This window comes from Achromobacter spanius (assembly GCF_003994415.1).
GTDB lineage: Bacteria > Pseudomonadota > Gammaproteobacteria > Burkholderiales > Burkholderiaceae_B > Achromobacter > Achromobacter spanius_C.
In genome coordinates this window covers 2,146,020-2,172,837 of record NZ_CP034689.1, presented here as the reverse complement: position 1 = coordinate 2,172,837, position 26,818 = coordinate 2,146,020, and the positions used below count along the sequence as shown (strand labels likewise).

Here is a 26,818-nt window from a genome sequence, read left to right as displayed (position 1 = left end):
TGCCGGAACCCTGTAATGACTCAAGCTGCTCCCCCGAACGCCGCGAATCCCGCGAGCGACACCCCGGAACTCTCCAAGAGCTTCGAACCCTCCGAATTGGAATCGCGCTGGTATGCCGAATGGGACAAGCGCGGATACTTCACGGCGGGCCAGCACGTAAAAACAGGGACAGAAAACCAGCCCTACGTTATTCAATTCCCGCCGCCCAACGTGACGGGCACCCTGCACATGGGCCACGCCTTCAACCAGACCATCATGGACGGCCTGGTTCGCTACCGCCGCATGTCGGGCGACGACACCGTATTCATCCCGGGCACCGACCACGCCGGCATCGCGACCCAGATCGTTGTTGAAAGACAGCTGGACGCCCAGAAGGTTTCCCGTCATGACCTCGGCCGCGAAAAATTCGTGGAAAAGGTCTGGGAATGGAAGGAAAAGTCGGGCAACGCCATCACCGAGCAGGTGCGTCGCCTGGGCGCGTCGGCCGACTGGCCGCGCGAATACTTCACCATGGACGAGCGCATGTCGCGCGGCGTGGTCGAGACTTTCGTGCGCCTGCATAAACAGGGCCTGATCTACCGCGGCAAGCGCCTGGTCAACTGGGACCCGAAGCTGCTGACCGCCGTGTCCGACCTGGAAGTGCAGTCCGAAGAGACCGAGGGCCATATGTGGCACATCCTCTATCCCTTCGTGGACGGCCCGCAGACCATCGTCGACAAAGACGGCCAGACCGTCACCTTGCGTGGCATGACCATCGCCACGACCCGCCCGGAAACAATGCTGGCCGACGGTGCACTGTGCGTGCACCCCGAAGACCCGCGCTATCAGCATCTGGTTGGCAAGGAAGTCGAACTGCCGCTGTGCGACCGCAACATCCCGATCATCGCCGACGACTTCGTCGACCCTGAATTCGGCACGGGCTGCGTCAAGATCACCGGTGCGCACGATTTCAACGACTACGCCTGCGCGATGCGCCACGATCTGCCCCTGATCGTGATCTTCACGCTGGACGCGCACATCAACGAGAACGGCCCCAAGCAGTTCCAGGGTCTGGAACGCTACGAAGCCCGCAAGGCGGTCGTTGCCCAACTGGACGCCGAAGGCTATCTGGTCAAGGTCGAATCGCACAAGATGATGCAGCCCAAGGGCGACCGCACCGGCGTCGTCCTGGAACCCATGCTGACCGACCAATGGTTCGTGGCCATGAGCAAGCCCGCGCCGGAAGGCACACTGAACCCGGGCAAGAGCATCACCGAAGTGGCGCTGGAAGTGGTGGCCGATGGCCGTATCAAGTTCTACCCCGACAACTGGACCACCATCTACAACCAGTGGCTGAACAACATCCAGGACTGGTGCATTTCGCGCCAACTGTGGTGGGGCCATCAAATCCCGGCCTGGTATTCGGAAGACGGCCAGGTTTTCGTGGCACATGACGAAGCGGGCGCCATCGAGCAAGCCCGCGCAGCCGGCGTCACGGGCGATCTCACGCGGGATCCGGACGTGCTGGACACCTGGTTCTCGTCGGGTCTCGTGCCCTTCACCACGCTGGGCTGGCCTGACAACACGCCGGACCTGCAACGCTATCTGCCCTCCAGCGTGCTGGTGACGGGCTTTGACATCATCTTCTTCTGGGTCGCGCGCATGGTCATGCTGACCACGCACATGACCGGCCAGATCCCGTTCAAGCACGTCTACGTGCACGGCCTGATCCGCGATGCCGACGGCCAGAAGATGAGCAAGTCCAAGGGCAACACGCTGGACCCGGTCGACCTGATCGACGGTATCGACCTGGACGGCCTGGTCGCCAAGCGCACCTACGGCCTGATGAACCCCAAGCAAGCCGGCAACATCGAAAAGGTCACGCGCCGCCAGTACCCCGATGGCATCCCGGCGTTCGGCACCGATGCACTGCGCTTCACGATGGCGGCCTACGCCACCCTGGGCCGCAACATCAACTTCGACCTGAAGCGCTGCGAGGGCTACCGCAACTTCTGCAACAAGCTGTGGAACGCCACGCGCTTCGTGCTGATGAACACCGAAGGCCATGACCTGACCGGTTCGGACGCGGGCGAAACCTCGTTCGTAGACCGCTGGATCATCAGCCAGATGCAAACGCTGGAAGCCGACGTGGCGCGCGGCTTTGCCGACTACCGCTTCGACAACATCGCCAACGCCCTGTACCGCTACGTCTGGGACGAATACTGCGATTGGTATCTGGAACTGGCCAAGGTGCAGATCCAGACCGGCACGCCGGCCCAGCAACTGGGTACGCGCCGCACGCTGATCCGCGTGCTGGAATGCGTGCTGCGCCTGGCCCACCCCATCATTCCGTTCATCACCGAAGAGCTGTGGCAGAAGGTGTCGGTGGTGGCGGGCAAGCGCAAGGAAGGCGTGGCCGACAGCGTCAGCGTGCAGCCGTATCCGCAGGCCAATCCGGCCGCTGTGGATGCCGCCGCCGAAGCGGACGTAGCCGAACTGAAGGCGCAGGTTGAAGCCGTGCGCGCACTACGCGGCGAAATGAATCTGTCGCCCGCCCAGAAGGTGCCGTTGTGCGCCCAGGGCGACGCCCCCACGCTCAAGCGCAACGCGCCCTACCTGGCCGCGCTGGCCAAGCTGAGCCAGGTCGATGTGCTGGACGTCTTGCCGGATGCCGGCGCGCCGGTTCAAGTGGTGGGCGCCAGCCGCCTGATGCTGCACGTTGAGATCGACGTGGCCGCCGAACGCATCCGCCTGGACAAGGAAATCGCGCGCCTGGAGGGCGAAATCGCCAAGGCCAACGGCAAGCTGTCGAACGCCAGCTTTGTCGAGCGCGCCCCGGCGGCGGTTGTTGAACAGGAGAAGGCGCGCATGGCGCAGTTTGGCGAAACCCTGCAAAAAGTGCGCGAACAGCGCGCCAAGCTGGGCGAATAAGCCGCTGCGGAACGTGCAGAAGCCAAACACCCCGGAACGCTCATGCTCCGGGGTGTTTTTTTATCTGACCGACGTTAACGGCCTGACGCCTACACGCCGCCGTCCGTCATGCGATACCACGTGACAACCGCATTCACATACAGCCGGCGCAAGCCGTAAAGCGGAAACGGCACCACCGGCGACAAGGGCACCGGTAACGCGGCGGCATCACCCGTGGCCACATATTCCGCCATGGCGCGCCCCATGCTCGTCTGCAGCCCCACGCCGCGCCCCTGGCAACCAATGTCCACCAGCAAGCCCGGCTGCGGCTCGTGCAAATGTGGCAGGTAGTCGCGCGTAATGGCGACGCGGCCGCACCAGCGATATTCGAACGGCGTGCCGGCCACCTGCGGGAACATCTTGAGCATCACGCGTTCCAGGTGCGCCCAATCTTGCGGCCCCTTGGGTTCGCGAAACGGCCCGCGTCCGCCCATCAACAGGCGGCCCTGATGGTCCAGCCGGAAGTACAGCAGCAGATTGCGCGTGTCCGATGTGACGTGGCCTTCGGGAAAGATGCCCGCGCGCACCGATTCCGGTAGCGGCGCCGTGGCAACCTGAAAGGTGTTGGCGTCAATGATGGACGTCTTGAGCCCTGGCAACAGGTCGCCGCCATAAGCGTTCGTGCACATCACAACGCGATCCGCCGTCACGCTTGCGCCGCGTGCGGTGGACGCCATCCACTTGCCGCCATCACGCTTCAGGCCAGTGACCGGCGTTTCCGTGTGGATCAGGGCACCCGCGTTCAAGGCGGCGCGCGCCAGGCCGCGCACGTAGCTCAGTGGCTGCACAGCCCCCGCGCGATTGTCGACCCAGCCCCCCAGATAGCGGTCCGTGCCCAGTAAGCGCGCAACCTGATCGCCATCCAGTGGCTGCGCGTCCACACCGTGGCGCGCCCATTGCGCCGCGCGCCCGTGCGCAATGCGCAAGGCTTCGGCGGTATGCGCGCCCTGGATCCAGCCTTTGCGCATGTGCGGCACGTCCATGGCGTGGCGGTCGATCAGGTTGAACACCGAATCTGCCGTGCTGCCGGCAAAGCGCAATAGCCGTTCGCCCTTATCAGGGCCGAACATGGCGACCAAGTCGTCCGGATCGTATTTCAGCCCGGGAATCACCTGACCGCCATTGCGGCCCGAGCCACCAAAACCGATCTCGCGCGCCTCCAGCACGACGGTCTTCACGCCCCGTTCGGCCAGGTGCAGGGCGGTGCTCAAACCGGCATAACCGCCACCGATGACCAACACGTCGGCCTGCTTTGACGCGCCCAGCGGCTCGGTCGCCGGCGGTGGCGCCGCGGTCGCTGCCCACAGGGACGGGGAAAGGGGAAACGGCGCTTGCTGCATGACGGTTCCTTACATGGGATGCAGCACGCGGTGCAGGAAGTCCTGCGTCCGGGGATGCTGCGGATGATTCAGCAATTCGCGGGCGGCGCCCTGCTCGACCATGACCCCGCCGTCAAAGAACATGACGCGGTCGGCAACCTCGCGCGCGAAACTCATTTCATGCGTCACGACAACCATCGTCATGCCCGCTTCGGCCAGCTTGCGCATGACGCCCAGCACATCGCCAACCAACTCGGGATCCAGCGCGGAAGTGGGTTCGTCGAACAAGATGGCCTTGGGCTGCATGGCCAGCGCCCGCGCGATGGCCACACGCTGCTGCTGACCGCCGGACAACTGGTTCGGATGCGCATCGGCCTTGTCCGCCAAACCCACACTGGCCAGCAGTTCGCGGCCACGCTCAAGCACTTGCGCACGCGGCTCTTTCTTCACGAAGATCGGCCCTTCAATGACGTTTTCCAGCGCCGTGCGATGCGGGAACAAATTGAAGCGCTGAAACACCATGGCCACTTGCGTGCGGATGGACACGATGGACGGCGCGTCGGCATCGACCAACTCTCCGTCCACGGTGATGTGCCCGGCGTTGTAGCGTTCAAGCCCATTGATGCAGCGCAGGATCGTGGATTTTCCCGAACCGGAAGGACCGATCACGCAGACCACCTCGCCTTTGCTGACGTCGGCATCAATCCCTTTCAACACCTCCAGCGAGCCGAAGCTCTTGCGGACTCCGCGAAGTTCGATCATTTGGTGGTGCTCCGTTTTTCCAGGTGGCGCACCAGCAAGATCAAGGGCACGCACATCACCAGGTACATCAGCGCCACCAAAGAGAACACGGTGGCGTTCTTGAAGGTAGACACCGCAATCAGCTTGCCTTGCAGGGCCAGCTCGGCCACTGTGATTGTGGACGCCTGCGACGAGTCCTTGAGCATCATGATCATGATGTTGCCGTAAGGCGGCAACACGATCTTGACGGCCTGCGGCAAGACCACGCGCCGCATCGTCATGCTCCAGCTCATGCCCATGGCCATCGCGGCTTCGATCTGGCCACGGTCAATCGCCTGGATGCCGGCGCGGAAATTCTCGGCCTGATAGGCGGAGTACGCCACGCCCAGGCCGATGATGGCGGCCTGCACCGCGGTCAGAGACACCCCCATGTCGGGCATCACAAAATAGATATAGAACAGCAGCACGATGATAGGGATACCGCGCAGCAGATTGATCACACCGGCACTGAACTTGGACAGGAATTTATTTCCCGAGACGCGCATCAGCGCCCACACCAAGCCCAGCAACGTTGACAGCACAAGCGAGCCCAGCGTGACCAGGATCGTCAGCTTGGCGCCTTCCAGCAATATCGGCATGTACTCTGCCGCGTCGTTGAAGAATTCCGTCATGAACTACCCCACCCCGACTAGACCGCCCGCGGGCACGCAGGAGGCGTCCCGCCCGCCGACGCGCGGAGACGCGCCGGCCTGGCCGTTGCAAAAACGCTTGCTTGTGATCAGCCCAGCATCACGAGCCGGACAGGCCCCACTTCTTCAGGATGGCATCGATGGTGCCGTCCGCCTTGAGCTTGGCCAGCGCTTTATTGATGCGGTCCAGCAGCGCCGTGTCTTCCTTGCGCGTGGCCAGCCCCAGGCTACCCATCACGGTCGGCTGGTAAGACTGCGCCATCTTCAGGTTGGGATGGTTACCCTGCGTCAGGATGTACGCGGCAATCGGGTAGTCCATGAAACCACCCTGGATGCGGCCGGCATTGGCGTCGCGCATCATGTCGGGCGGGTTGTCATACAGCTTCACTTCCTTGAACACGCCGCTCTTCTGAACGGGTTCGACAAAAGCCGTGCCCACCTGCACACCGACCGTCATGCCTTTCATGTCGGCGAACGACTTGTATTCCTTGTTGTCGCTCTTCAACACCATCAAGCCCTCTCCGTAGCGGTAGACGGGCTCGGAAAAGCTCACAATCTGCTGGCGTTGAGGGGTGATGAACATCGCAGCTGACACGATGTCGATACGCTTTGAGGTCAGCGATCCGATCAATGCGGAAAACGCCATGGGCTCGATCTGCACCTCAAAGCCCGCCTCTTTACCAACGGCCTTGACGATGTCGACCATCACGCCTTCGATGCTATTGGTCTTGGTGTTCAGAAAAGTGAAGGGACTACCGGTGGGTGTGGACCCCACTTTCAACACCGTTTGGGCTTGCGCGCCCGCGGCCATGGACAATGCTGCAAATACAGAGACAACCAAAGTCTTGAATTTCATGACATTTCCTCATCGTGGCAAAGAAGTCCGGGCAACGCGTGGCGTGTCCGGTGGCGCGACAATCCCCAGAGTCATCGCGCCGATGTGGATGCTGCGCGCTTACGGCGCTTGTTGCGTGTCGTCCCCCGCGGGTTGAGTGATGTTGGAAATGGCCCAGATGACCTCGGTCGTCTGCGACCCGGGATTGCGCCAGCGCCGCGGAGTGCTGCTGGCATAGCAAAAACTGTCGCCTTCATTCAGCAGCATCACGCGGTCGCCCACCCATAATTCAAGCGAACCCTTGAGCACCACACCGATCTGCTCGCCCTGCCCCGTCACAAAAAGCTCGTTGCCAGTGGAACCGCCTGGTTCAATGGTGGCGCGGCACAGATCCATGCTGCTGCAGGCGGGCGGCGTGTACATCTCTTTGCTGATGCCTTTTTCGCTGAGATCAATGAAGCGATGGGTGCCTGCGCGCGCGACGCGGCCACCGTCTTCGCCCTGAGTATGTTCGGCATTGCGCAGCAGCGAATTCACCGATACCTGGAATTCGCGCGCCAGCAGGTGCAGCACCTTGACCGAAGCGGAACTCAGCCCGCGCTCGATCTGGCTGAGCAGTCCAAGGGACATTCCGCAGGCCCGCGCCACGTCGGCAAGCGATCGACCTTGCTGCTTGCGCAACTGCCGCAGTTGCTGGCCCAGCCACATGTCCACGGCGGATTCCGGCCGGCCCGCCACCGAAGCCGCCCTTGCCGGCGACAGCGAGGCGCGATGCTCAAGGACGGAATGGGCTGACCGTGGGGTGGCCGAGTCGGATCTGCTCATATGAAAATTTCATTTATATGTAATTTTCAATACTAAGGAGCATGCGAAACACTCACAACCTAGGAACATCCCTAGCGGTCATGAAAAGTTTGAAGAACGGAAAGGATCAGGACGCGTCGGGCGTCTTGGGGGATTGCGCGGGGGATTGCGCGGGGGATTTTGACGCAGGCTTGCGACGGCGCTTGGGCGCGTCGGAAGCGGGGTCGTAAGTGCCGGCCAATTCAGCCAGATAGCGCTCATCCGCCTTGTTCAGCCACCCCTTGACCCGAGCGGATTCAATCAGCTCGGGGCGGCGCGCCGCCGTCAGGGCCAGCGAACGTTCACGCCGCCAGCGGGCGATATTGGCATGGTGGCCGCTCAAGAGCGGCGCAGGCACGGACTCGCCTTCATAGACTTCGGGGCGCGTGTAGTGTGGGCTGTCCAGCAAACCGGACAAGGTGTCGTTGAACGAGTCCTGCAAGGCTGAGTCGCCGTCGTTCAGCACGCCGGGCAGGAGGCGCACCGCGGCGTCTATCACCGCAAGCGCGGCGATTTCCCCGCCGGACAACACAAAGTCGCCCAGCGAAATTTCATGCGTGACGCAACGTTCAATGAACCGTTGGTCCACGCCTTCGTAGCGGCCACAGATCAGAATGATTCCGTCGCCCGCTGCCAGGGATTCAGCGCCAGCCTGGTCATAACGCTGACCCACCGGCGCCAGCAATGCCACGGGGGCAGGCCCCAGGCCTTGCGCGGCACGCGCTTGCTGGGCGGCATTGACGGCCGCCTCGAGCGGTGCGGCCATCATCACCATTCCCGGACCACCGCCATAAGGGCGATCGTCTACCGTGCGATGGACGTCCTGCGTGAAATCGCGGGGATTCCACGCATGCAGAGACCACCGGCCCTGGGTATGAGCCCGGCCGGTGACACCCAGATCGCGCACCACCCCGAACATTTCGGGAAAGAGCGTAATGACGTCGAATCGCATCAAAGATCCGCCGGCCAGTCGCTGTCAATGCGGCGAGCAGCCAGATCGACGGCGTGGATGTGCGCGCGTACGAACGGAACAAGCATTTCGGCGGGTCGGCCCTTGGCGTTCAGAATGGGTTCGGGCCCTTCGGCTCCAACTTTCTGGCACAAGACCTTCAAGACGGCATGAGCGCCGTTATCAAGGACTTCGTCCACCACGCCAATCAGCGCGGGATCACCGTTGGCGCTGGTATACAGCGCGCAGCCGATGAGGTCGACCCAGTAGTATTCGTCTTCTTCCGGCGCGGGAAAAGAACCGCGCGGGGCCTGTACGGAGTAGCCCCGCAAGGCTTCAGCCTGATCGCGGTCGGCAATACCCGCCAATTGAGCCACCACCGTGGCGCCTTGGGAGCGAGCTTGCAACACCTTGATTGCGACAGGCGCAGACGCGACAGCGCCCCGCGCCAATTCAGGCACAGGGCGAGTCAACCACCATTGAGATGCTGAGAGCAGCACTTCGGCATTGGCCGAATGAGGCTGCACCTTAACCCAGCCTTTCACACCGTAGGCTGCAGTGATGCGGCCCAGCTCGATCAAATCCGTAGGCGCCGCGTTAGAGGTTGCGGCATCAGACATGTATCGCGCTCTTGATAGTTATGAAACAGCTAAGAATGGTAGCTTTTTACAGCTGAACTAACGGCTTGGCTACGACGCAGGCAATTAAGCCGCGGCGGAAACCTTGGCCGAGTAGTCCTTGACCAGACGTTCGACGGCGGGCGACAGTTGGGCGCCATTGCCAGTCCAGTACTGCACACGATCCAGCGCAATGCGCAGGTTTTCCGTGCCTTCGCTAGCGACGGGGTTGTAGAAACCCACGCGCTCGATGAAGCGGCCGTCGCGACGGTTACGCGAATCGGTGGCCACCAGGTTGTAAAACGGACGCTTCTTGGACCCACCGCGGGCCAGGCGAATCACCACCATAGGTAATCCCTTGAATTAGTTGTGAAAAACGGGAAATTCTAGCACTTAAACAAGCCGGCTGGCAAATGCAGGTGCTGAATCAGTTCGGGGCGGCGCAATTTGTATCGTAAAACACCGCATGCGGGTATTCTACAAAACGGGCCGAAGCCCGCCGCAGGCCAAAGTGTAGCCGCCTGCCGACGCTTTCACCCGCATTTTCCTGCGATTCGTCTTTAGTGCGTTTGAAGAAATAGCCCGGTTGGAGAGATCGGATTTATGTCGTCCTACGCCAGACCCCACGCTTGTCGCCCTTTCGCTGTGCCTCTTCGGCACGGCATCCCCCCTGTTTTTCAGCCTTCACCCTGACGACGGATTTCATCCCCCGGCATTGCTACGCCTGTTCGTTCGTGTTTTTTCCCCAACACTTCCTCTCTTGGAGGGTGCCACACCATGAAGAACCCGACATCCGTCTTCAAACCCGTTGCACGCCTGGCCTTGACGGGCCTGTTACTGGGTGCGCTGGCGCTGCCCACTGCGGCCTCCGCCCGCATCGTCGGCGCGGCAATGACCACCGCCACAGGCAAGGTCACCGCCGTGGACCCGACCACGCGCGCCATCACCTTGCAAGGCGCCAACGGCAATACGGTCGAGGTCGTCGCTGGCCCCGACGTCCGCAATTTCCAGCAGATCAAGCCCGGCGACATGCTGACCTTGGATTACTACGAATCCGTCGGCGTGGATGTACGCCCCGCGGGCTCGGGCGCCCCAGAGGTCAAGACCGAAACGGCGGCGACGCGCAGCGCCCCGGGCGCCAAGCCGGGCGGCGCAATGGGCCGCCAAACCACCATCACCGCCGAAATCTGGCACATCAACAAGAGCGCCAACCTGGTCACCTTGAAGGGGCCGCAGGGCGGTATGCGCACGATCCAGGTCAAGGACCCCGCCTTGCAAGCACGCTTGCAACAGCTCAAGGAAGGGGATCTGGTGGATTTCACGATCACCCAGGCAGTGGTCGCCGCCATTCACAAGTAAGCCCGCTGCTTGGGCAAAAAAAGGCCCGCTTGATATAAGCGGGCCTTTTGCGGATGCGTACCGGATAACGCGCCCACTGACGGCGGGCGCTACCCGGCAAAAGACATCAGCGTCGGCGCAGATAATGCACGCCGCGGCCTTCAGCCTCTTCCTGCGCGACGAGTGCATTGCCGGTCTGGCGGGCAAAGGCTTGAAAGTCGCGAATGGCGTTGCGGTCGGTGGTGACGACGCGCAACACCTCGCCGCTTGCCATCTGCGCCAGGGCCTTCTTGGCGCGCAAGATCGGCAGCGGGCACGTCAGGCCACTGGCATCGACTTCCTGTTGGAAGGCCGGCGCCTGTGTGCCAGCATCGCCCCCGGTTTGCACCTCGCTCATCAGAGACGCTCGTCAACCCACTTCTGCACGCCCGCGATGGCTGCCGGCAAGGCAGCCAGGTCCGTACCGCCGCCCATGGCCATGTCGGGGCGGCCACCGCCCTTGCCGCCCACCTGGCTGGCGACAAAACCCACCAGATCACCCGCCTTGATGCGATCGGTCAGGTCGGCGGTAACGCCGCCCACCACGCTGATCTTGCCGTCCGCCGAACCGGTGGCCAGCAACACGACGGCCGGTTTCAGGCGGTCTTTCAGGTTGTCGACCATACCGCGCAGCGCCTTGGGATCCACGTCGCCAATGCTGGCGGCCAGGACCTTGATGCCCTTGACGTCCACCGCGGCGCTGGTGGCCAGGTCGTTGCCGGCGCTGGCGGCCAGCTTGTTGCGGGACTGTTCCAGCTCTTTTTCAAGCGCCTTGATCTGGTCTTGCGCCTGCGCGATACGCGCCGGCACATCGGCCGGCGTGCTGCGCAGCATGCCGGCAATCTGGGTCAGCAAGGCGTTCTGGTTCTGCACCCAGGCCAGCGCGTTGTCGCCGGTGATGGCTTCAATACGGCGCACGCCCGCGGCAACGCCGCCTTCGGACACGATCTTGAACAGGCCAATGTCACCCGTGCGGCTGACGTGCGTACCGCCGCAGAGTTCGCGCGAAAAGCCGATGTCCAGCACCCGCACCGTGTCGCCGTATTTTTCGCCAAACAGCGCCATGGCGCCGCCCTTGACGGCGTCGTCGTAAGCCATGACCTGGGCCACGGTGGGCTGATTGGCCAGCACTTCAGCGTTGACGATCGCCTCGACGCGCGCAATCTGCTCGGCGGTCAGCGGTGAATCCTGAGCGAAGTCGAAACGGGTCTTGTCGGCATCGACCAGCGAACCGCGCTGCTGCACATGCGCGCCCAAGACTTGGCGCAATGCCTTGTGCATCAGGTGGGTAGCCGAGTGGTTGCGAACCGTACGCGCGCGGCGCACCGCATCCACACGCGCCAGCAGCGTGGTGCCGACCGACAGCGAGCCCGATTCCAGCACGCCATGGTGACCAAAAACACCGCCCTGGATCTTGAGGGTGTCGGCGACGGCGAATCGCACGCCATCCGCTTCCAGCAGACCGGTGTCGCCGACCTGACCGCCCGACTCTGCGTAGAACGGGGTGGCGTCCAGCACGACGACGGCGTTCTGGCCGGCTTTCACTTCCTGAACCTGCGTGCCGTCCACGTACAAGGCCGTGACCTTGACGTTGTCGAGCTCCAGCTTTTCGTAGCCTTCGAAGCGCGTATCGGCGCCTTCGTAGCTCAAGCCTTCGGCCATCTTGAACTTGCCGGCGGCGCGGGCTTGATCGCGCTGCCGCTCCATCGACACCTCGAAGCCCGCCATATCGACTTCCACTTCGCGTTCGCGGCAGATGTCGGCGGTGAGGTCCACGGGGAAACCGTAGGTGTCATACAGCGTGAACAGCGTCGTGCCGTCCAGCACGCCGCCCTTGGGCACATTGGCCAAGGCCGTGTCCAGGATGCGCATGCCGTGTTCAAGCGTTTCACCGAAACGCTCTTCTTCCTGCTTGAGCACCTGAGCAACACGGTCGGCCATGGATGCCAGTTCCGGGTAGGCCTCGCCCATTTCGGCAACCAGATCCGGCACCAGGCGATGGAAGAACGGCTTGGTCTGGCCCAGCTTGTAGCCATGGCGCAAGGCGCGGCGCACGATGCGACGCAGCACGTAGCCGCGGCCTTCATTGCTGGGGATGACGCCGTCGACAATCAGGAACGAGCAGGCGCGGATGTGGTCCGCAATGACCTTGAGCGAATTGTTTTCCAGGTCCTTGACGCCAGTTTCACGGGCGGCGGCATGGATCAGCTTCTGGAACAGATCGATTTCGTAATTGGAATGCACGCCCTGCAAGACCGCGGCGATGCGTTCCAGCCCCATGCCGGTATCGACACAGGGGCGCGGCAGACGCGGCATGTTGCCTTCGGCGTCGCGCTCGAACTGCATGAAGACCAGGTTCCAGATCTCGATGAAGCGGTCGCCATCTTCTTCGGGCGATCCCGGTGGGCCGCCCCAGATCTCGGGGCCGTGATCGAAGAAGATTTCCGAGCACGGGCCGCAGGGGCCGGTGTCGGCCATTTGCCAGAAGTTGTCGGAAGCGTAGCGCGCGCCTTTGTTGTCGCCGATACGGATGATGCGCTCGGTGGGCACGCCCACTTCCTTGGCCCAGATGTCGTAGGCTTCGTCGTCTTCCTGGTACACGGTGACCCAGAGCTTCTCGGCCGGCAGCTTGTAGACCTGCGTCAGCAGTTCCCAGGCGTACTGGATGGCGTCACGCTTGAAGTAGTCGCCAAAGCTGAAGTTGCCCAGCATTTCGAAGAACGTATGGTGGCGGGCGGTATAGCCCACGTTCTCCAGGTCGTTGTGCTTGCCACCCGCGCGCACGCTGCGCTGCGATGACGTGGCGCGCGTGTACGACCGCGATTCCTTGCCCGTGAACACGTCCTTGAACTGGACCATGCCCGAATTCGTGAAAAGCAGGGTCGGGTCGTTGCCGGGAACGAGCGAGGACGACGGAACAATGGTGTGCCCCTTCGACTTGAAGAATTGCAGAAACTGGCGGCGAATCTCGGAGGATTTCATCGTGGATGACGCAGATTTAGGCGAATCTTTGATTATAGAGGCTTAGCGCGAAAGCGCGGAAAAGGTGCCTGATGACGCCTTACCTGACGCAGACGTACCCCGTGGTCCACCCCTCGGTTTCGGTCCATTTTCCGCCCGCGGAGACAATCACGGCCGCAAAGCCGGGGGGGCAAGAGCACTGACCAGTCACAGGGTTTGCGGTGGAAATGCCGGAGTAATGCCTGCACCCATGGGGATAGTTGGAGCTATAGGCGCCGCCAAACCCACTACTGGCGCGTTGCCAGAGGCCAAATTGGCAGGTCAGCAACTCGCCATCGTGCGAAGACGCGATCGTGCCGGTCGCCACAGAGCAAGGCTGGCGCGCCACGGCTCGCGCGCCCACGGCAAGGTAAGCGCCCGCGCTGATGGACGAAGCGACCGTCAGCGCGCCACCCAACCTGGGATCGCGCACGTCGCCGATCTTGACGTAGGCGCTCAGGTCCGGCATGGCTGGCGGGCGATCGGTCTCGGTCTGCGCCCCGGCACCAGCCCAAAGCGCCACGGTGCCCGGCGCAAGCGTGGGAGCGCCCGCCGCCAAGGGATTCGGAAAGCTGAAGGCGGCGCCTCGAACGCGGCCCGGCGCTTCCGGCCACACAGCTCCGCCATACCCCTGGGCTGCGTCAATGACGGCGGCAATGCCGATCAAGTCGGGGGCATGCGTCCCGGCCTTCAGCACAGGTTTGACGCTATAGACCAACGCGTCGATCCGGCATCGCTCGCCCGGGCAGGCTTCGCTCTTGGCGATGTTGATCTGCGCCGTGAACCCCATCGCCGCGCGCTCCGGAAAATCGGCCGGCAGGTGGGCCGATGCGCGCAATTCGGCAACCGTGGGTGCATAGGGATCCACAAACAGTGACACGCCGGCTTCGCCCTGCGGGGGCTCTCCCTTGGCCAGTGCGGCGAAGTGTTGCCCAAGCACGCTCGCCGCCGCCTGCCTGACCTGCGTCAGCCAAACCCCCGTTGAACGGGCCGCCGCGTCCTCAATACGTTGGACCAGCCGGCTTGACGCCCAGATGGCAATCATGGATGTCAGCGCCAGCGTCAACGCCAGCCCCATCAACGAAAAGCCGCGTTGGCGCGGACGCGCGGGCCCGCGCGGTGCCATTTTTCCAACAACGATGGCCGGCGTCATCTTGCCGTGAACGCGAAAGTGTTGACCTCGCCCTGGCTGCATTGCACCTGCGCCGACGCGGCGCGGTACGGGATCCCGGGCGTCGCCAGCGCATCCTTCACGACCGTCTCACCGGCACCGCCGCCGATGGAAATGACGTCCGAGACCCGCTGCAACACGGAGGCCAACGCCGGACAGGCGGCGTGGCTGACGTTCGTCAAGGTGACAACGAACGCGGATCCAAGCCCTCCTCCACCTGCTGCGGCCGCGGCCACTTCCACGACGCCGTTGCGCCCCGTGCCGCTGCCCCCCAGGCCGTGCACGACCCGCGCCGATGCGCCACTGCCCTGAATAGCCAGTACGCTTGAATCTCGCAACGCATTCGCCATTGCGCCTGTGTCCAGCCCCAAATAGGGGGTGACGCCACCTCCCTGGGCATTGATCTTCATGCTGGCAATGAACCGCTGGATCTCCTCGCCGACCTTCGGCACCTTGTTTTCAATGACATATGAACCGATTGCCGGAATACCGACGATCGCAATCAACAAGACGATGGCGGTCACGATAGACACCTCCATCAAGGAGAATCCCTGCTGGCGTCTGGCGCCCGGTTGAATATTCCTTACATGCTGCATCACTGCCTCCGTGGGTTGATAGCGCAATCGCGTACGGGCGGAACCCGAAAGCGCGCGCATGAAGTACTACTGACTTGCATAGAAATTGGTCAGGGCGTGACGCAATTCGTCGATGACGCCGTAGTGCCAAAGGGTGATGCCCAAGACCGTCGCCAGCGACACGATCAGAAGCGACCAGCGCAACGCGGACGCGTGTTGGCGCACGCGCGCGAGCAGACGCAGTTCGACACGCTGGCGCACGCGCGCCAAGCCGGCTTCCAGCCCCAGCGCGTCCATCATGTCGGCCATGTACCACCACGTTTCTTGATCCAGCAGGCCGGTGGCGAATATTTCCGGGCCGCTTTCGCCCGCATCGACGTGCTCCAACATGGCTTGCAGATGGGCATGCATCCAAGGCGGCGCCCCCCGGGCCTGCACAGACAGCGCGCGACGAAGCCGGGTGTCCGCCGCGCCTCGTTGCCTGACCAGCACCGACAACAGGCACAAGAAGCGGATCGCCTGAAAATCGCGATACAAGCGCCACAGAAGCCAACGATCCAGCACGGAGCGCAAGCCCCCCGTGAGGTTCGGTAGCGACCACAGGCTTAGAACGGCAACGCCCAGGCTAAGCACAAGCCAGAGCAATAACCATTGATCCAGGGCCTGGGCCAGTCGGAAGAGATTGCGCGTCAGGCGCCCATAGTCTTCGGGCGGCACCATCTGAAAGACCGCCCGCAACCGGGGCGCACTGAAGTACGGGATGGCGCAAAGCAAGGCGAACGCAACCGCTGCCGCCACCAGGCCCGCCGCTGCGGCGGACATGACCGCCAGCCACGCCTGCCCCGCCAGCCGGACGGCGCCTGCCAAATCTCGCAGCGCGACGGCAAGATCACCGCCTTCCTCCTGCACGCAACTGAGCAGTTGGCATTCAGCCGGCGGCACCGTGCCCCACCACGCCACGCCCAGGTCCCCGCCCTCTTCCTGGTACGCGGCCGCCCAATGGCGCGACAGGCGGCCCCGAACCGTTCCTGGCCCGTAGCGTCGCGCGTCGTCCTCGAAGATGTCGCGCAGGCTCTTTCGTCCTTGCGTCCCTTCAATAAGGTCAGCCAGATACCCGAAATAGTCTGCACGCAGCGGACGAAAGCGCAAGGCGTCGAGCCGTGTCGAAATGGCCTCAAACGCCGTTCTCGACCCCAAGCGTGTCGGTGGCATCGGCTTGCTCATGAGCGCCCCCTGGCGATACCCTGACGCGCGTCAGGCGCCTGGACCTCACTTGGCGTCAACGGTAGATCGAAGCGGCGCAACAGCGCACGCGGGTCCACATCACCAATGCTGACCTTGTGCAATGCGTGGTGCAGCGCCCGCGAGCCCTGTTGGGCCGATTCACGCCAGGCCCCGCCGTCCGATCCAGACTGCTTCGCCGCTTGGCTCAAGCCGTGGTTATCGCGTGCGCGCACACGATCCAGAAAGCCTTCCGTGCGTTCGGGTTCGATCATTTCGGCGGCCACGCAACGGCCTGCCGTACCGTTCAATTCCGGTAGCTGCGCACGCCGGCATTGCGGGCACCCCGCCGCATTTCTGACCCGTAGCGCTGAGCCATCCAGCTGATACGCGTTCAAGATGCCTTCTGTCCATGCCCGCCAATCCGGTGCGCCTTCGGACAAGGTCGCCGCTTCGCGCCCCCGCCACAGGCTGTCTATCGGCAAGGCGCAGCTGGTGCATAAGCGCGGCAACAGGGTTTGATAGACCAGCAGCTTGAGAATGCCAGGCGTTGCCAGAAAGTCCCGAGACACGCCGATGGCGTCGGAGGCAAGACGTTCGGGAATCATGGCCGCCGCCCCCGCGTGCGTGGTGGCGTACAGGCTGACGCCCGAACTGGCAAGGTCCATGAATGCGCGGCCGGTGTTGACATCGCGGATTTCGCCGATCAGCAGATCGTTCATTGCGGATCGCTTGATCGTCTTGAGCTTGGCATCGAACGCGGGCCAGGCGGATTCAGCCAGCGCGCTGCCCAAGGTGTTCTGCAACGCATTGGCAATGATGTATTCCACCGGATCTTCCAGCGTGATGACCTTGCGCGTCGGATCAATGCCGCGCATCAGGCTTGCGATGGTGGTGGATTTGCCTGACCCCACCACCCCGGCCAGCACAATGGCGCCTCCATCGCGGTCGCGGGCACGCAGCAGGGTTGAGAATTGCTGGGACGTATATCCCAACGCTTGCAGGTTGCCGTCGGCGGTGGCGTCCAGACGCAGGATGCGCAGGCAGACCGCCGGCCCGGCGTCGGTTGCCAACGACGCCCACCGCAGAACCACAGGAACGCCATCAACGGTAAAGGCGATGCGGCCTTGCTGTTCGATCGTGGGATCAAATACGGCGCCGTTGCCGCCGCGCACGTCCATCCATGCCACCGCAAGCACCTCCAGCAAGGTCTCGTTGGACAGCCCCGCAAACCGCTGCGTGCCGACGTAATCGCCATTGATCGTGTAGCGGATGTCGCAGACCTCTTGCCGTCGATTCACATTGATATGCACGTCGCTGGCGCCTTGCTGGACACCCCAGCGGACGATATCCAGAAACAAGGCCGCCAAGCCGGAACTACGTTCGGCCTGCGCGGCGGCGCCACGCCGGTCCAGTCCAGCCGCCGTCAATTGCCCGCGTGCGATCATCAGCAACAAGGGCGCGGGCAGCGCATAGCGCGCGGGATCAGCCAAGCGGTATCCCGCCGCAATCACCATGCGCTGCAGTTCGTCGACAGCGTCGCCCTGTACATATTCCTTGACGGCAAAAATGGCCGCATCGCCGTTGTCCAGCATGACCGGACAGAGCCTGCCCGCCAAGGAGGCCAGGTCGAATTCACGTGCCAGCGCCCGCGCAAAAGGCGGATTCAAACCGGCAATATCGTCGGCGGTGTGCAAGGCAGGCGGCACCGGCGCCGTGGTCGGCGGGGTCATGGGTAGGCCCTGCCCGCATCAAGGCACGCGGTACGGTGGAGTTTGTCGCGACGCAGATGCACGCAAGCGCCCTCCACGGCAAGCAATCGGTACGCGCCAGCCGACACCGCGCCTGCCACGGGCGCGCCATGGCCCGCCCGATAGCGCAGCAACGCGCCATTGACGAGGACGTCAACGTTGAGCCGCCGTGTAGACCCAAAAATGGCCGCCACGCGGATGTCGTCCTGCTGCGGTGACGCGCGCTCTTCCGGGTCCGCAGGTTCCGCGCCGGGCCGACATATCCCCGGCACATTGCAATCCGCCAGCGCGGCGGCGGCGTCGGCCCGCAGCAAGGTGCGCACCGTTTCCACTTCTGGCCACGCCTGTGCGTCTTCAACAGGTGGTGAAGCCCGCGCGTGCGTCACCGCGCACACGGACAAGGTCACGGCCAGGCAGACCGCAGTGCGCGGGCCACGGACAACGGCGCGCCTAATCCTGTTCATACAAATCTCCTTGAAGCTCGGCGACCAGCGTGCTGGCAGCCAAGGTGGGCCGGTGTTGGGACTGCACATCAACCACCAGGCGCGACCAACGCGCCGGCGCGATGGCTGCGGGCAACAGCGCGAGCGATCGCAAAGGGCCTTGCAGGCGCAATGCACGCCGCCTCAAGACGGGCAGTGGACCCGTCAGCGCATCATGAGTGGTGTCCGCATTGGCAGACGCGGGGGTTGGCAAGGCAATGGCGGGCGCCAAGGTCACGGACGAAAAGGCGGGCCGCAAGCGCTGCAATAGGGCGACAAGCTCGGTGTCGACATGCAATGCACTGGGCAACATCAAGCGGGTCAAGGGGACAGGCGGTGACTCAACGCGCCAGGTCAAGGTGGCTTCGTCCAATGGCTTGAAGGACACCCGCCACCCTGCCGGAAGGCGGGCATGCAACCGACGGTTCGTGGCTTGGGGATGTGCGCGCACGTAGACCGCCGCGCAGTGCCACCCATTGGCTTGGGCATCACATTGCGCCCGGCGCAGCGCCCAGCCCTCCACCTGAACCGGGAGTTCGCCCACACTGCGCAGCAGCCGCGAAACTTCAAGAGGCTCGTGTGCAGCCATGGTGCCGAGCATCGATTGATAAGGGTTTTGCTGACCCGCCGGCACGCTCTTTTCGGCCCGCGAGGCCCGTTGCTCAGAAAGCGCGTAGGACGACACAGCGCGCCATAGCGGTGGCGCAAGGGCCGACACCGCCACGCACACCAGGAACAGACGCAGGGCAAACGGCACCCCCGCCCAGCGTGACGCCAGGGGCACCATGCGAGCACCTGGATTCACGGCACGCAATAATGCGGCCCATATCGCATCAGCATCGTGTTCAGCCAGGTTTGGGCGCTGCTCACGTAGCCGCGCCTGGGCCTGCACCGCATCATCCAGCGAATTGAATATGCGGTCCGCCTGCGACAGCACCACACCATCTTGTGCCGCGGCCAACCAATAGCGACCGCCAGGAAGGTGGATCAGGCAATGCCCACCCAACGGATACAACAATGCATAAAGTTGCGCCGCCGCCTGGATATGCGCACTGCCCTGATGCCGCGCCCCTTTGCCCCGCCCCTTGCGCCACGTTGAACGCAAGCGGCCAAAGCCCGCCATGGTGGCGGGTGATCCACCCACGATGAAATGCGTGGCCCGAAGCCGGCGACCGCGGGCGCGCGCCAACGCTGGGACGTCGGAACCGATCAGCGCCAACCACCGCAGGCCGAACGCCAATTGGTGGCTGGTGCCGGGACATTCAAACAGGAAGGGAACCGGAGCTCGTTTCATGGCGCCTCAAAACCCTTCTTCAACCTGGGCCGTCACCAGCATCAATGTGGTCTCGCGCTCTTGCGCCGCGCTGTCCTGCCCTCCCGCGAGCAGGGGCATGCCGGGCGCCAGACGCTGACGGTTGTGTTGATCAGTGCTGCGGTCGAAGCCGGACAGGATGACGGGCTGCCCTGGACGCAGTTCAATCTGCTGCACCGTGCCATTGCCATCAATCGTGATCTGCTGCACCTGGACCTGGTTGCCGCGCTCGCCGAAGGTGATGGTTTTCAAGGGTTGCGCGACCGCGTTGTCGTAAGCGACAGACAGCAAGATCTGGCCGTCTTGCTGGATGTCCGGCACAAGCGTCAGGAACGAGCCCACGGTCTCTTCTTTCTGGGTAATGGACACGGCGGGCAGCGATCCGTTGGCGCCGCCCGACGTTGTGCCTGGCACGGCGGTGCTTTGCACACGATCGATGTACGAGAACGTGGTGCGGACCGCGTGGGTGACCGGCCGCCGGTTCAACGTCAGCACAGGGACCTTGCTGTGCCGAACGATCGCGCCCATGGTGCTGAGCGCGGAAACAATGGCTTGCGACCCTTGCAGCGGGCCCCTGCCTACCGAGGCTTCCAGCGTGCCCGCGCCCAAGGCGGCCGCGGCAGGTACGACATAGCGCGCCGACGAACCCGCCGCGGCGTAAAGCGCATTCCAGTCCAGGCCGCCCGACGCTGATTGTTTGACGATGACGGTGATTTCCTCGAAGACGAGACGCACGCGGCGAGTCATGGCCTTGTTCTCGCGCTCCAGGAAGTGCGCCACGCGCTCCAGCGCTTCGGGCGTATCGGTGACAACAATTGAAGATGCCCCGTCCACGGCGTCGGCGACCAAGCCCGAACGGGTCAGAAACGGCACGATGCTTGCGCGCAGGACCGCCAGGGCGTTGTGCTCCTTGGCCGACAAGGTGGTGCTGGAAGTGCTTTCAAAGCCCTCGCCGTCTTCGCTGCCCGATCGGCCCAACCTCACATTGACCGCGCTGGCAAGCGACAGCGCACGCACATCGAACACCCGGGTTTCGGTTCGATAGAATTCCAGCGCGTTGCGCACATACCGCCAATGCACCGAGAAGCGCGCGGCAAGCGCGTCGAGCAAGTCGGCAAGCGGCAGAGGGCCGTCTTGGACCTCCATACGGTTGGGTGCGGGCAGGGACAGACCTCCGGTGACGGCCAGGCGCGGCAGAAACTGTTCAATGGAAAGCAAGGCTTCCGGTTGCACGCGCACTGGAATACCGGTGGCGGCGCCCAAGCGCTGTGCGAGCGCAAACAGGTCGGTTTCGTCGGCGAGCATCAGCGTGGTCGGCACGTTTTCGCGCAAGGCGGACGGCAACGACACTTCGCGAGCCAAAGGCTGCGGCGCGCCGGCCACCCAGGGCGCGGCCACGTCCTGCGCGGCAATGCGCGCCTGACGGTCGGACAGCGCATCGGCAAACGCTTGATGACGGCCCGAGACGACGGCAAGACGATCCTTCGCCGCGCGGTTCAGATCCGCAGCTTGTTGAGACGCCACACAGCCCGCCAGCGCCCCGGTTGCGACAACGCAGATCATGCGAAAAATGCTCATGCCCCACCTCCTTGCATGACGACCGCGCGAGAACACGATTGGGCCAGGGGCACCACGCGTAGCACCTGGTTCCCGTAGAAACACGGCTGCAAGGGCTTATCGCCAAGTTCAGTTGCACTAAGCAATTCACGGACGGCGGATTTGAAGTCCCCGGAAAATTCAGCCGAAGCGGACAGGGGGATATCAACGTCCACGGCCCAGTGCTGCGGATAAAACGTCCAACCGGAATCGCCGGCCCAGCGCGCCAACACGGCGCGCAAGGTGGTGTCGGGAGGCGCGGCGCGATAGAAGCGGGCCGGTGCGCTGGCGTCTCCGGAAAGCGGCGGCACGGAAGCGGCCATGGCAGGCGCGGTGTGCGTCGGAACCCCGTCAACGGCCGTATCAACCTCGGCGGTTGCCGCTCTTGCCGGGGCGCCACCGGCGCTGCCCAAGGGCCCACGGGTAGCCAATTCGCCTACGCCCGACGGCGGGATGGCCACCGAAGGCGTGGCATCGGGCAGCGCGGAGGCTGATGCAGATGCAGACTCAGATGCAGATGCAGATGCAGGGGGAATGACGGACGCGTCAACATCACGTTCAGCGCGGGCCGATAACCTGCCCCCACGAAACCGCAGTGCGCTCCATGAACCCGCGACCACCGCGTAAGGCTCGCGCCGGGTATACGGCAGCGGATGCTCAAGCCCTTCACGCAGGCCGAATATCGCGGGCAAGGCCTGGCCCGGCGCGAATTGCAGCCAGACCTCTTTGCCATCGTCAAAGACCTGCATGGGCGCCACCGCCGGTTCGCCCGACAAGCGCCAATCAAAACGGAAGCCGCGTGTGGCGGACCCGCTGGTTTGCCAAGCGGAACCCGCGCCACCATTGGCGGGCCAGCTAGTGCAAGCCCCCAGGCAGGACAGGCCTGCCGCCAGGAAGAAGATTCTAACCATGCCTCACCGCAAGCAAAAGGCGCACCGGAAGCGGTACGCATGAACGGCATGGTGGACGACGGCCGGGTGCGCCGCCAGACTGGCATGTACGCATGGATGAATTGATCCCCCTCGACGAGCCTGGGCACGGACGAAAAAAAACCCGATCCTTCCGGAGCGGGTTTCGAGGGGCGCGGCCGGCAGCGTATCCGCTGCCATTCACTGCGGTAGATCAGCGCTGCGCGGCGATGCTGCGTGCTTGCGAGGCGGCATTGTTCAAGGCCGCCACGGGCGGAACCTTGCCTTCGAAAGCGTCGTTCAGTTGTTGATTCAACACTGGCTCGATGCGCGTGTAGTTCGCCATGCGGAAGCCGCGGCTGTTGCTGGCCGGACGGTTGCTCATCGAAGCGATCACGGACTGTGCGCCCGGGATGCTCTTGTAGAACGACACGTCGGACGCGCGGAACGCGGCTTCGGTCAGCGGCAGGAAGCCCGTGCGTTGATGCCATTCAGCGGCGACGACCGGCTTGGACAACCACGCGAGGAACTGGGCGGTGGCCTTCTCCTGGGCTTGCGGGTGGCCTTCAAGCGCCCACAGCGCCGAACCGCTGACAAACGGCTGGCCGGCGGACTTGGTGGCCTGGTCGTAGTAAGGCAGCGGCGCCACGCCGAACGACAGCGACTTGGTGTTCACGAACGTGCCGAACGCACCGGAATTCGCAGTCAGCACGGCGCACTCGCCCTTGGCGAAGAGTTTGTCGGCCGAAGCGTCGCCGGTGTGCGCCATGAACAGCAGCGAACGCTTCCAGCTGACCATCAACGAAATATGGCGCATGTAAAGCGTGTCGAACTGCATCGCGGGCGCGGCGCTTTTCTTCGTGATGGCGTCCAGGCCATTGTTGTTGCTGGTGAACTGCTGGCCGTTGATGGGGGCCAGGTTCTCCAGGTGCACGGTGACCTGGTCGCTCGACGCGTAGGGGCAGTCGATGTCGGCCACGTCGCGCAGCTTCAGCAGTTCGGCTTGCAGCTCGCTCCAGGTGCGGGCGGGCTTGTTCGGGTCCAGCCCGGCCTTTTTGTAGGAAGCGGTGTTGTAGAACATCACCGGCACTTCGGCCATCCAGGGGAATGCCAGCAGGCGGCCCTTGCTGTCGCGCGTGAAGCTGCTGGTGCCCGGCACGAACCAATTCAAGTCCTTGATGGGGTATTTGGCCAGCAGTTCGTACATCGGCAGAATGGCCTTGTGCTGCGCCACGACTTCCGGTGAATGGTTGTCGGTCAGTTGCAGCAGATTCGGCGCCTTCTTGGCCTTGACGGCCGATACGGCTTCGAGATTCAAGGCATCTTGCGATTTGAAACCACGAAGCTTGACGCTGACTTGGTCCTGCTCTTTGTTGTATTGCTTGGCCAGCTTTTCGAACTCGGCCTTGTTGGCGTCCGACAGGGCGTGCCAGACCTGGATTTCCACGGGAGCGGCATGCGCCACGCCCGCCAGCGCCATGGCGGCGCCGAATACCCATGCACGCCGGCTGGCGAACATCGCGCGGGCAACGCCCGCCAATTGCAGATTCTTCATAGGTTCACAGACCAAGAAAAGGGAATTCCGGTTCTGGCCGCCGTCCGCTGAGCAGATCGGCCAAAGCCCGGCCTGAGCCAACACCCATCGTCCAGCCGAGCGTACCGTGTCCCGTATTGATATACAAATTGGGGATGCGGGTCCGGCCGATGATGGGCACATTTGAAGGTGTGGACGGGCGCAGGCCCGACCAATAGCTGACGCGATCGAAATCGAGCGCGTCAGGAAAGAGTTCTTGCGCCAGATGGGTCAGGGCCTCGCAGCGGCCGGTATTCAAGCCGCGGGAATATCCCGACAGCTCTGCGGTACCTGCCATGCGCAGGCGGTCGCCCAAGCGCGAGAACACGATTTTGTGGCTGCTGTCCGTCAGGCTGACCATGGGCGCGGCTTCCGGCTTGATGACCGGAAACGTCGCCGAATAGCCCTTGGCCGGGTAGACGTTGCAGGGGATGCCCAAGGGCCGCAGCAGATTGGGGCTGAAACTGCCCATCGCCACGACGTAGGCGTCGGCGGAGACAGCGCCATAGCGGCCATCAGGTTCAATGATTTCAATGCCTTGCACCGCGCCGCCCTGGGTCAGCAAGCGGGTGACCCGCGTACTGTAGCGGAATTCAACGCCCGCCTGGGCGCAACGCTCGGCCAGCGCGACCGTGAACAAATGGACGTCGCCGCTTTCGTCTTCGGGCGTGTAGTCGCCGCCGACGATGGTTTTCCTGTGCGGGGCCAGCGCCGGCTCGATGGCAATGACTTCGTCAGCCGTGACCACGCGGCGTTCAACGCCGAAATCACGCATCAGGCCAGCGGCCCGTTGCGAGGTTTCGAATTCGTGGGGATCGCGATAGAAATTCAGGATGCCGCGCTCAAGGTGGTCGTATTCGATACCCATTTCTGCGCGCATGCTGCGCAGGGTGGCCCGGCTGTATTCGGCCATGCGGACCATGGCGCGGATGTTCGGCGCCAGGCGGCTCGGCAGGCATTCGCGCAGGAAGGAAAGCCCCCACATCCATTGGCGCCAGTCAAGCTGCGGCCGGAACAGCAGCGGCGCATTGTCCTGGAACATCCATTTGAGCAGTTTGAACGGGGCTTGGGGATTGGCCCAGGGTTCGGCATAGGACACCGAAATCTGCGCGCCGTTGGCCAGGCTGGTTTCCTGGGCGGGACCGGTGCAGCGATCAATGACCACGACGTCGTGGCCGGCCTGAGTCAGCCACCAGGCGCTGGAGATTCCGATGATGCCGCTACCCAATACCGCTACTTTCATGCCCGCATTGCTCCTTGCGTGCCAAATCGGCCACGGACCCGATGTCCGCCCCCTTGGCAAGCCGCTGCCAAGGCAGTTTACCCTGCCGATTTGCCTACGCCTACGTATAAAAAAGGGGCGGAAGTCACCAAGCTTTTCAGCCTGTGAATTCGCCCCCCGTGGCTCGTGCCGTCTGGTTACGACGCGGCTTTCGCCAGGTCGGCCTCGGACGTGAATGCATCCGCGTAGAACTCTTCCGGCGGCAGGCCATTCTGCACGCTGAATTCGCGGCGGGCGGCATCCACCATCAACGGCGTGCCGCAGGCATAGACCTGATGGCCGGACAAGTCAGCGATGTCGTGCATGACGGCTTCGTGGACAAAGCCGGTGCGACCGGTCCAGCCGTCTTCCGGCACGGCGTTGGACACGACCGGCACATAGCTGAAGTTCGGCAACAAGCCGGACCAGGACTGCGCCAGCGCGTCCATGTACAGGTCTTGCGGGCGACGGCCGCCCCAATACAGCGTGACCGGACGACTGATGTTCTTGTGGATCATGTGTTCGACGATGGCCTTCACCGGCGCGAAACCCGTGCCGCTGGCCAGCAACACGATAGGTTTGTTGCTGTCTTCGCGCAGGAAGAAAGAGCCGAACGGCCCTTCCAGCCGCAGGATCTCGCGTTCTTTCATCTGCGTTTCGCCGGCGCCGAACACGTGGTCGGTGAACAAGCCACCCGGCATGTGCCGGATATGCAGTTCCAGCGGGCTGCCGGTATGCGGCGCGCCGGCCATGGAATAGCTGCGGCGGCGGCCATCCTTGAGAATGACCTCGATGTACTGCCCCGCGTAATAACGGAACTGTTCGGAAGCCGGCAGTTGCAGCTTGATCACCGTAACGTCCGGAGCCACGCGCTCCAGCGTCTGCACGCGCGATGGCAGCTTGCGGATCTGGATGTCGCTGGCCAGGCGGACTTCGGTGGACTCAACCACCATGTCCGATTCCGGACGCGCCTGGCAAAACAGCGTGTAGCCGTCGGCCAGTTCTTCCGGCGACAGGATCTGGGCCGGATATTGCCCCGCGTCGAACTCCCCGGACACCACTTTGCCCTTGCAGGTGGAGCACGCGCCGTTGCGACAGCTATAGGGCAGCACGATGCCCGCCGCCAAGGCGCCGTCTAGCACGGTCTGGCCGGGCTCGACCGGGAATTGATGCTTGCTGGGTTGGATGATGACCTGGAAGCTCATGATGAAACGGTTCAGAGTTGACGGGAACGCCAGCCGGCTGGGCCAGGATGACGCTGCGCTCGGGCCGGCGTCAGGCCGGAAACTTGCGTATTTCCTTGACGCGATTCGCGTCGTCCACCAACACCACTTGCGGCTTGTGGGTAGCGGAATCTTCTTCGGACATCGGGCCGTAGGTGCAGATGATCAACAGATCACCCACCTGCGCCCGGCGCGCCGCGGCGCCGTTCAATGAGATGGCGCCGCTGCCGCGGGCCGCCTTGATGATGTAGGTGTCGAAACGTTCGCCGTTGGTGACGTTGTAGAGTTCGATGCGTTCGAACTCGCGCATGCCGGCAGCGTCCAGCAGGTCTTCGTCGATGCCGCAAGAGCCTTCGTAATGAAGGTCGGCTTCGGTGACCGTGACGCGGTGTAGCTTTGCCCGCAGCATGATGCGTTGCATGATGA

24 protein-coding genes are annotated in these 26,818 nt (G+C 63.5%); 2 read left to right on the top strand and 22 right to left on the bottom strand.

Features of this window, described 5'->3' with window-relative positions:
* The first annotated feature begins 15 nt into the window (after positions 1-15).
* Positions 16-2,910 carry a valine--tRNA ligase gene (locus tag ELS24_RS09910; protein ID WP_127183976.1) on the top strand — a complete coding sequence of 965 codons (2,895 nt, stop codon included), beginning with the start codon at positions 16-18 and terminating at the stop codon, positions 2,908-2,910.
* Between the two features lie 89 nt (positions 2,911-2,999).
* Here ELS24_RS09910 and ELS24_RS09905 read toward each other — a convergent pair whose 3' ends face one another.
* The 8 genes from ELS24_RS09905 to rpsP all read right to left on the bottom strand — a co-directional run bounded on the left by ELS24_RS09905 (position 3,000) and on the right by rpsP (position 9,290).
* Positions 3,000-4,289 carry an NAD(P)/FAD-dependent oxidoreductase gene (locus ELS24_RS09905; protein WP_127183975.1) on the bottom strand — a complete coding sequence of 430 codons (1,290 nt, stop codon included), beginning with the start codon at positions 4,287-4,289 and terminating at the stop codon, positions 3,000-3,002.
* Between the two features lie 9 nt (positions 4,290-4,298).
* Entirely contained in the window at positions 4,299-5,030 is a 732-nt protein-coding gene (locus ELS24_RS09900) for an amino acid ABC transporter ATP-binding protein (RefSeq protein WP_050446280.1), read from the bottom strand.
* Positions 5,027-5,680, bottom strand: a complete 654-nt coding sequence (locus ELS24_RS09895) for an amino acid ABC transporter permease (protein ID WP_050446279.1) — start codon at positions 5,678-5,680, stop codon at positions 5,027-5,029. Before ELS24_RS09895 ends, ELS24_RS09900 begins: the two co-directional genes overlap by 4 nt.
* 118 nt (positions 5,681-5,798) lie before the next feature.
* Entirely contained in the window at positions 5,799-6,554 is a 756-nt protein-coding gene (locus tag ELS24_RS09890) for an ABC transporter substrate-binding protein (protein ID WP_050446278.1), read from the bottom strand.
* 99 nt (positions 6,555-6,653) lie between these two features.
* Positions 6,654-7,358, bottom strand: coding sequence for a helix-turn-helix domain-containing protein (locus tag ELS24_RS09885; RefSeq protein WP_050446277.1), 705 nt, complete (start codon positions 7,356-7,358; stop codon positions 6,654-6,656).
* Between the two features lie 106 nt (positions 7,359-7,464).
* Positions 7,465-8,328, bottom strand: a complete 864-nt coding sequence (gene trmD / locus ELS24_RS09880; RefSeq protein ID WP_050446276.1) for a tRNA (guanosine(37)-N1)-methyltransferase TrmD — start codon at positions 8,326-8,328, stop codon at positions 7,465-7,467.
* Entirely contained in the window at positions 8,328-8,945 is a 618-nt protein-coding gene (rimM, locus tag ELS24_RS09875; RefSeq protein ID WP_050446275.1) for a ribosome maturation factor RimM, read from the bottom strand. Before rimM ends, trmD begins: the two co-directional genes overlap by 1 nt.
* Positions 8,946-9,029: 84 nt before the next feature.
* On the bottom strand, positions 9,030-9,290 hold the full coding sequence (gene rpsP, locus ELS24_RS09870) for a 30S ribosomal protein S16 (protein ID WP_006218566.1): 261 nt from the start codon (positions 9,288-9,290) through the stop codon (positions 9,030-9,032).
* 429 nt (positions 9,291-9,719) lie between these two features.
* Between rpsP and ELS24_RS09865 the strand changes: the two genes are divergently transcribed.
* Positions 9,720-10,301, top strand: coding sequence for a hypothetical protein (locus tag ELS24_RS09865; protein WP_050446274.1), 582 nt, complete (start codon positions 9,720-9,722; stop codon positions 10,299-10,301).
* 106 nt (positions 10,302-10,407) lie between these two features.
* On the opposite strand, the gene ELS24_RS09860 is transcribed toward ELS24_RS09865, so the two are convergent.
* The 14 genes from ELS24_RS09860 to panD all read right to left on the bottom strand — a co-directional run bounded on the left by ELS24_RS09860 (position 10,408) and on the right by panD (position 26,813).
* The gene (locus tag ELS24_RS09860) at positions 10,408-10,677 is read right to left on the bottom strand and encodes a sulfurtransferase TusA family protein (RefSeq protein ID WP_050446273.1); all 270 of its coding nucleotides are present in this window, start codon (positions 10,675-10,677) and stop codon (positions 10,408-10,410) included.
* Positions 10,677-13,301 carry an alanine--tRNA ligase gene (alaS, locus tag ELS24_RS09855; protein WP_127183974.1) on the bottom strand — a complete coding sequence of 875 codons (2,625 nt, stop codon included), beginning with the start codon at positions 13,299-13,301 and terminating at the stop codon, positions 10,677-10,679. Before alaS ends, ELS24_RS09860 begins: the two co-directional genes overlap by 1 nt.
* A gap of 79 nt (positions 13,302-13,380) precedes the next feature.
* Positions 13,381-14,445 (bottom strand): type II secretion system protein, encoded by a 1,065-nt coding sequence (locus tag ELS24_RS09850; RefSeq protein WP_127183973.1) that lies wholly within the window; start codon positions 14,443-14,445, stop codon positions 13,381-13,383.
* A gap of 23 nt (positions 14,446-14,468) precedes the next feature.
* The gene (locus ELS24_RS09845) at positions 14,469-15,086 is read right to left on the bottom strand and encodes a type 4 pilus major pilin (protein WP_127186291.1); all 618 of its coding nucleotides are present in this window, start codon (positions 15,084-15,086) and stop codon (positions 14,469-14,471) included.
* A 66-nt stretch (positions 15,087-15,152) separates the two neighbouring features.
* Complete coding sequence (locus ELS24_RS09840; RefSeq protein ID WP_050446269.1) at positions 15,153-16,289, bottom strand: hypothetical protein; 1,137 nt, start codon at positions 16,287-16,289, stop codon at positions 15,153-15,155.
* Positions 16,286-18,019, bottom strand: coding sequence for an ATPase, T2SS/T4P/T4SS family (locus ELS24_RS09835; protein ID WP_127183972.1), 1,734 nt, complete (start codon positions 18,017-18,019; stop codon positions 16,286-16,288). The genes ELS24_RS09840 and ELS24_RS09835 overlap by 4 nt, the downstream gene beginning before the upstream one ends.
* Complete coding sequence (locus ELS24_RS09830) at positions 18,016-18,501, bottom strand: hypothetical protein (RefSeq protein WP_198158146.1); 486 nt, start codon at positions 18,499-18,501, stop codon at positions 18,016-18,018. Before ELS24_RS09830 ends, ELS24_RS09835 begins: the two co-directional genes overlap by 4 nt.
* Entirely contained in the window at positions 18,488-19,813 is a 1,326-nt protein-coding gene (locus tag ELS24_RS09825) for a type 4b pilus protein PilO2 (protein ID WP_127183971.1), read from the bottom strand. The genes ELS24_RS09830 and ELS24_RS09825 overlap by 14 nt, the downstream gene beginning before the upstream one ends.
* Before the next feature lie 6 nt (positions 19,814-19,819).
* Positions 19,820-21,409 (bottom strand): type II secretion system protein GspD, encoded by a 1,590-nt coding sequence (locus ELS24_RS09820; protein WP_050446267.1) that lies wholly within the window; start codon positions 21,407-21,409, stop codon positions 19,820-19,822.
* Positions 21,406-22,338 (bottom strand): TcpQ domain-containing protein, encoded by a 933-nt coding sequence (locus ELS24_RS09815; protein WP_127183970.1) that lies wholly within the window; start codon positions 22,336-22,338, stop codon positions 21,406-21,408. The genes ELS24_RS09820 and ELS24_RS09815 overlap by 4 nt, the downstream gene beginning before the upstream one ends.
* A 211-nt stretch (positions 22,339-22,549) precedes the next feature.
* On the bottom strand, positions 22,550-23,890 hold the full coding sequence (locus ELS24_RS09810) for an extracellular solute-binding protein (protein ID WP_050446265.1): 1,341 nt from the start codon (positions 23,888-23,890) through the stop codon (positions 22,550-22,552).
* 4 nt (positions 23,891-23,894) lie between these two features.
* Complete coding sequence (locus tag ELS24_RS09805; RefSeq protein ID WP_050446264.1) at positions 23,895-25,151, bottom strand: D-amino acid dehydrogenase; 1,257 nt, start codon at positions 25,149-25,151, stop codon at positions 23,895-23,897.
* 176 nt (positions 25,152-25,327) lie between these two features.
* A complete protein-coding gene (locus ELS24_RS09800) occupies positions 25,328-26,374 on the bottom strand; it encodes a CDP-6-deoxy-delta-3,4-glucoseen reductase (RefSeq protein WP_127183969.1) in 1,047 nt (348 codons plus the stop codon).
* A 70-nt stretch (positions 26,375-26,444) separates the two neighbouring features.
* The gene (gene panD, locus ELS24_RS09795; protein ID WP_050446262.1) at positions 26,445-26,813 is read right to left on the bottom strand and encodes an aspartate 1-decarboxylase; all 369 of its coding nucleotides are present in this window, start codon (positions 26,811-26,813) and stop codon (positions 26,445-26,447) included.
* Positions 26,814-26,818 lie beyond the last annotated feature (5 nt).

Excerpts from the sequence above, each read along its gene's own strand:
- ELS24_RS09850 (WP_127183973.1), bottom strand. The coding sequence starts at position 14,445 with ATGGCACCGCGCGGGCCCGCGCGTCCGCGCCAACGCGGCTTTTCGTTG.
- ELS24_RS09840 (WP_050446269.1), bottom strand. The coding sequence starts at position 16,289 with ATGAGCAAGCCGATGCCACCGACACGCTTGGGGTCGAGAACGGCGTTT.
- ELS24_RS09815 (WP_127183970.1), bottom strand. The coding sequence starts at position 22,338 with ATGGTTAGAATCTTCTTCCTGGCGGCAGGCCTGTCCTGCCTGGGGGCT.
- ELS24_RS09835 (WP_127183972.1), bottom strand. The coding sequence starts at position 18,019 with ATGACCCCGCCGACCACGGCGCCGGTGCCGCCTGCCTTGCACACCGCC.
- rpsP (WP_006218566.1), bottom strand. The coding sequence starts at position 9,290 with ATGGTGGTGATTCGCCTGGCCCGCGGTGGGTCCAAGAAGCGTCCGTTT.
- ELS24_RS09885 (WP_050446277.1), bottom strand. The coding sequence starts at position 7,358 with ATGAGCAGATCCGACTCGGCCACCCCACGGTCAGCCCATTCCGTCCTT.
- rimM (WP_050446275.1), bottom strand. The coding sequence starts at position 8,945 with ATGTCTGATGCCGCAACCTCTAACGCGGCGCCTACGGATTTGATCGAG.
- ELS24_RS09860 (WP_050446273.1), bottom strand. The coding sequence starts at position 10,677 with ATGAGCGAGGTGCAAACCGGGGGCGATGCTGGCACACAGGCGCCGGCC.
- ELS24_RS09800 (WP_127183969.1), bottom strand. The coding sequence starts at position 26,374 with ATGAGCTTCCAGGTCATCATCCAACCCAGCAAGCATCAATTCCCGGTC.
- ELS24_RS09825 (WP_127183971.1), bottom strand. The coding sequence starts at position 19,813 with ATGAAACGAGCTCCGGTTCCCTTCCTGTTTGAATGTCCCGGCACCAGC.
- ELS24_RS09820 (WP_050446267.1), bottom strand. The coding sequence starts at position 21,409 with ATGAGCATTTTTCGCATGATCTGCGTTGTCGCAACCGGGGCGCTGGCG.
- ELS24_RS09900 (WP_050446280.1), bottom strand. The coding sequence starts at position 5,030 with ATGATCGAACTTCGCGGAGTCCGCAAGAGCTTCGGCTCGCTGGAGGTG.
- ELS24_RS09845 (WP_127186291.1), bottom strand. The coding sequence starts at position 15,086 with ATGCAGCATGTAAGGAATATTCAACCGGGCGCCAGACGCCAGCAGGGA.
- ELS24_RS09910 (WP_127183976.1), top strand. The coding sequence starts at position 16 with ATGACTCAAGCTGCTCCCCCGAACGCCGCGAATCCCGCGAGCGACACC.
- ELS24_RS09865 (WP_050446274.1), top strand. The coding sequence starts at position 9,720 with ATGAAGAACCCGACATCCGTCTTCAAACCCGTTGCACGCCTGGCCTTG.
- ELS24_RS09895 (WP_050446279.1), bottom strand. The coding sequence starts at position 5,680 with ATGACGGAATTCTTCAACGACGCGGCAGAGTACATGCCGATATTGCTG.
- ELS24_RS09905 (WP_127183975.1), bottom strand. The coding sequence starts at position 4,289 with ATGCAGCAAGCGCCGTTTCCCCTTTCCCCGTCCCTGTGGGCAGCGACC.
- trmD (WP_050446276.1), bottom strand. The coding sequence starts at position 8,328 with ATGCGATTCGACGTCATTACGCTCTTTCCCGAAATGTTCGGGGTGGTG.
- ELS24_RS09890 (WP_050446278.1), bottom strand. The coding sequence starts at position 6,554 with ATGAAATTCAAGACTTTGGTTGTCTCTGTATTTGCAGCATTGTCCATG.
- ELS24_RS09810 (WP_050446265.1), bottom strand. The coding sequence starts at position 23,890 with ATGAAGAATCTGCAATTGGCGGGCGTTGCCCGCGCGATGTTCGCCAGC.
- ELS24_RS09805 (WP_050446264.1), bottom strand. The coding sequence starts at position 25,151 with ATGAAAGTAGCGGTATTGGGTAGCGGCATCATCGGAATCTCCAGCGCC.
- ELS24_RS09830 (WP_198158146.1), bottom strand. The coding sequence starts at position 18,501 with ATGAACAGGATTAGGCGCGCCGTTGTCCGTGGCCCGCGCACTGCGGTC.
- panD (WP_050446262.1), bottom strand. The coding sequence starts at position 26,813 with ATGCAACGCATCATGCTGCGGGCAAAGCTACACCGCGTCACGGTCACC.
- alaS (WP_127183974.1), bottom strand. The coding sequence starts at position 13,301 with ATGAAATCCTCCGAGATTCGCCGCCAGTTTCTGCAATTCTTCAAGTCG.